This is a genomic window from Chamaesiphon sp. VAR_69_metabat_338 (assembly GCF_031423935.1).
Taxonomy (GTDB): domain Bacteria; phylum Cyanobacteriota; class Cyanobacteriia; order Cyanobacteriales; family Chamaesiphonaceae; genus Chamaesiphon.
The window spans coordinates 1-3,660 of the sequence record NZ_JANPGM010000238.1 but is presented as its reverse complement, the minus strand read 5'-3'; the positions used below and the strand labels follow the sequence as shown (position 1 = coordinate 3,660).

4 protein-coding genes are annotated in these 3,660 nt (G+C 49.1%); 3 read left to right on the top strand and 1 reads right to left on the bottom strand.

The annotated features are described in order from the left end of the window. Positions 1–182: 182 nt before the first annotated feature. The 3 genes from RMO84_RS06965 to RMO84_RS06955 are packed head-to-tail and all read left to right on the top strand — an operon-like array spanning position 183 to position 2,284. Positions 183–764, top strand: coding sequence for a YqeG family HAD IIIA-type phosphatase (locus RMO84_RS06965; RefSeq protein WP_310487745.1), 582 nt, complete (start codon positions 183–185; stop codon positions 762–764). Positions 765–770: 6 nt separating this feature from the next. Further along, positions 771–1,103 carry an SMR family transporter gene (locus RMO84_RS06960; RefSeq protein WP_310487744.1) on the top strand — a complete coding sequence of 111 codons (333 nt, stop codon included), beginning with the start codon at positions 771–773 and terminating at the stop codon, positions 1,101–1,103. Next, entirely contained in the window at positions 1,100–2,284 is a 1,185-nt protein-coding gene (locus RMO84_RS06955) for a glycosyltransferase family 4 protein (RefSeq protein ID WP_310487743.1), read from the top strand. Before RMO84_RS06960 ends, RMO84_RS06955 begins: the two co-directional genes overlap by 4 nt. A gap of 152 nt (positions 2,285–2,436) precedes the next feature. On the opposite strand, the gene RMO84_RS06950 is transcribed toward RMO84_RS06955, so the two are convergent. Next, positions 2,437–3,660 (bottom strand): phosphopantetheine-binding protein (locus RMO84_RS06950; RefSeq protein ID WP_310487742.1); only part of this gene is annotated, 1,224 nt, incomplete at its 5' end.

Sequence of the window (3,660 nt, the reverse complement as noted above, 5' to 3'; positions counted from 1 at the left end):
CCCCTTTTCAAGGGGGGTTAGGGGGGATTCAGATCTCAAAACGAAGTCCGACAGACTTGTGTATACACCGTAGCTTTTTTAAGGGGGGCTAGGGGGGATCTTCTAGGGTTTGCGAGTGCTATCTTATACTTTTCAGACACCCTCTTAGTAACGCACCGCAGAAAATAGCTAACTATAAAAAGATGAATCAGATACCGATCGCATCACGACTCCCAAACTTTCTCAAGCGAAATCTGCGCGCAGATCGCCGTTGCAGCCGCTCGGATACGCTAGCGGCGATCGATCTCGATCGACTGATAGATTCAGGCATCAAAGGTATAATTATCGATCTAGATAACACGATTGTTTCTGAAGACGATCGCTATATCTCCCCTAATGCTGTTATCTGGATCGATCGGGCGAAAAAGTTGGGATTCAAGTTTTTTATCCTTTCTAATGGCAAACGCAACTATCGAGTTAGATATTGGTCTGCATATCTAGAGATACCAGCCATCAATCCTGCTAAAAAACCATTTCCTGGTGCATTTCGCCAAGCGATGAGATCGATGCAGCTTGCTCCCGATCGAGTAGTAGTTATTGGCGATAGTCTCCATACCGATCTGGTGGGTGCGTGGCTCGTGGGCTGCCATCAGATCCAGGTAGCCTCATTACCGCATCCACCGCGATGGTGGGAAAAATTGATTGGTAAATACGTTCAAATTGCCTATCCGATCGACTGCGAACTTTGGGACTTTCAATCGTCCAATTATTTCCAAAACAACTAACTTCTGATGCCCAATCATCCCGCTTTACTAATTATACTTACAGTCGGACTCAATACCCTAGCGCAGGCATTGCTAAAACTCGGTGCGGGACAAAACCCGTTAAACCTCTATTTAGGCGGTGGGATCTTAGCCTATGGATTGAGTACGATTTTCTACGTGATCTTTTTAGGTAAGCTAAATTTATCGGTAGCTTATCCGATCGTGATTGGTTTAACCCTGCTGGCAACGACGATCGCGGGAGCTTTCTTATTAGGCGAAAAAGTGACTGCTGTTCACTGGCTGGGAATTGGGTTAATGTTAAGTGGACTAGGTGCGATCGCGTTCGGCAAACTGATATGACACCCGCACAGATACAGTTGATTGGGTTGGGTTGGTTTCCCACTACTCCTGGTGGGATGGATCGCTATGGGTACGAACTGATGCAGCAATTAGCCGCAGCAGGCGATGAGATCGACCTGTGCGGCGTAGGTTTGCCCACAATTAGCCCTCATCGAGCGATCGCGTTAACAAATTTGGCAGATCCCCAGACTCCCTTACCTCAAAGGTTGTGGCACGTCCGGCACCATTTCCGCCAGCATCATGGGCACCTTCCCGCTGGCAAATCGCCATCCCATCTAGCTGCGATTAATCTCCATTTTTCGTTATATAGCTTACCGATCTTGCCAGATCTCCCCGCCGATGTCCCCATTACCTTCACTTTTCACGGCCCCTGGGCATTAGAAAGTCAGCAAGAAGGCGAAAAACCTTGGAGCGTTGCCTGCAAACACTGGATTGAAAATCGCGTCTATCGTCGGTGCGATCGCTTCATCGTCCTCAGCCATGCCTTTGGCGAGATTTTACATCGCGAATACCAGGTGCCGTGGCAGCAGATCCACATCATCCCTGGAGGTGTCGATATCGATCGCTTCCAAGCTAACTTGACTCGTCAGCAAGCGCGGGAATTGTTAGACTTTCCTCCAGATCGCCCGATTCTCTTCGTACCCCGCCGCTTAGTTCACCGGATGGGCATCGATATTCTCCTCCAAGCCTTGGTTGATGTCAAAGCTCAGGTTCCTGATGTCTGGCTGGCGATCGCTGGCAAAGGAGCTTTACGCCCCGTTCTAGAGCAACAAGTCATCGCGCTGGGTTTGCAGGAGCATGTCAAATTCCTGGGCTACGTCCCCGACGATCGACTTCCTGTTGCTTATCAAGCCGCCGATCTGACCGTCGTTCCCAGCCAATCCCTCGAAGGTTTCGGTCTGATTTTGCTAGAATCTCTAGCCTGTGGCACCCCCGTCCTCTCTACACCTGTCGGTGGAATGCCTGAAGTATTGCGTCCATTTCAACCCACATTAGTCACCGATGCTCCCACCGCAGATGCTATCGCCACTCGGCTGATCGATCTGCTGACTGGCAAGATCTCTTTACCCGATCGAGCGGCGTGTCGCGAGTATGCTCTCAGCAATTATGATTGGAAAATTATCGCCCCGAAAGTCAGAGCGGTATTACTGATGCCAGTCGATCGCGCCAGACGCTCTTAATCGCGATGTTGAAGATCGCGCCTCGATCGTCGTAGTAAAATGAGTGCGTTTGAGTAGCTATTATCGCCGAATAGAAACGATCGACTTTTTGCGCTCCAGTCAGAGCCGGACTCTTACTCTCCCCCATCCTCGCGAACCAATCAGAGATCGCATCAACTGTAGCTGGAGCCAGATCGATCGGTTCTTTGTCGATTTTCCCCTTCCCCTTGAGCATCAATCTTGCCTCCTTGGGAGCTAGGTAACTTCATCCGCCGACTTTCTCTCGATAGTGGCACTAATGCTGGGGCTTGACTTGGAGGATCGTGTTGTAGACTTTCCACCACTGTCGCTAGTCGATCGATCGTCGATGCTTCAAATACGCTCCGCAAGGGTAACTCCACCTGCAAGGCATCGCGGACTCTGGAAACAAGCTGAGTAGCTAGTAATGAATGACCGCCTAATTCAAAGAAATTATCGTAAATCCCGACGCGCTTGAGTCCCAAAACTTCGGTAAAAATGCTCGCAAGTACGCTTTCGACGGGAGTCCGAGGTGCGATGTCACGATTGGGCGATCGAGATGCGATCGGATCGGACAATGCTTGCAGGGCGCGACGATCGACTTTACCATTAGCTGTGAGCGGTAGAGACTCCAATACTACAAAAACTGAGGGCAGCATATACTCGGGCAGTTTTTGAGCCAGATAACTTTGCAATTGCGGTACTAACTGCCGCGCGGCTTTGGCTTGGAGGGGATTATTGGCGTAAGCTTGCCAGGGACGAATGTCAGTCGTGCGCTGCTGGGAAATAGTTCGCTCGGTGAGTGCATCTTGGCGGATAAACATCACATCATAGTTTCCTTCACTACTGGAACTCGACCAGGTAAGATCGACACTATAAGGTAAATCGATCGTATCCCAATCTGCTGGATCTATTCCCATTTCGATTTCTTGCAAGGCTTTACGGATTTGACCGACAGTTTTATAACCTGCTGGCTCTGCCAGCCATGCCACTGTTTTAACTGCTGAAATTACCCGCGCATTCGGTATATTGAGAATGTTTAATCTTTCCGGTCGATCGTCAATTAATAACTGACGTATTGCTGAAATTGTTAGATTAGCTTCCGACCAGTTTAGTGTTAGATAATTGTCTCGATCGCTAACAGGTTCGATGCTAACAGTTTCGTCGCTAATGTGAAGGATCGCATTGTAACGAAATGCAACCAACTCATTATGATGCTTGCCCCGCATTAGTTGAATTTGGACGCGATCGATCTGTGGGAAGCGTTGCTGTAGAGCCGTAAAAAAAGCTGGATCGATGACTAATTCTGTTTCTTGGAATATTTGCATCTGTACCCGTTGCTGCAACTCGAAACAGGTGAGGGATGGTTCGGCTCGATC

Bases quoted from the DNA above. Each gene is read 5' to 3' on its own strand.
- RMO84_RS06955 (WP_310487743.1), top strand. From the start codon at position 1,100: ATGACACCCGCACAGATACAGTTGATTGGGTTGGGTTGGTTTCCCACT.
- RMO84_RS06960 (WP_310487744.1), top strand. From the start codon at position 771: ATGCCCAATCATCCCGCTTTACTAATTATACTTACAGTCGGACTCAAT.
- RMO84_RS06965 (WP_310487745.1), top strand. From the start codon at position 183: ATGAATCAGATACCGATCGCATCACGACTCCCAAACTTTCTCAAGCGA.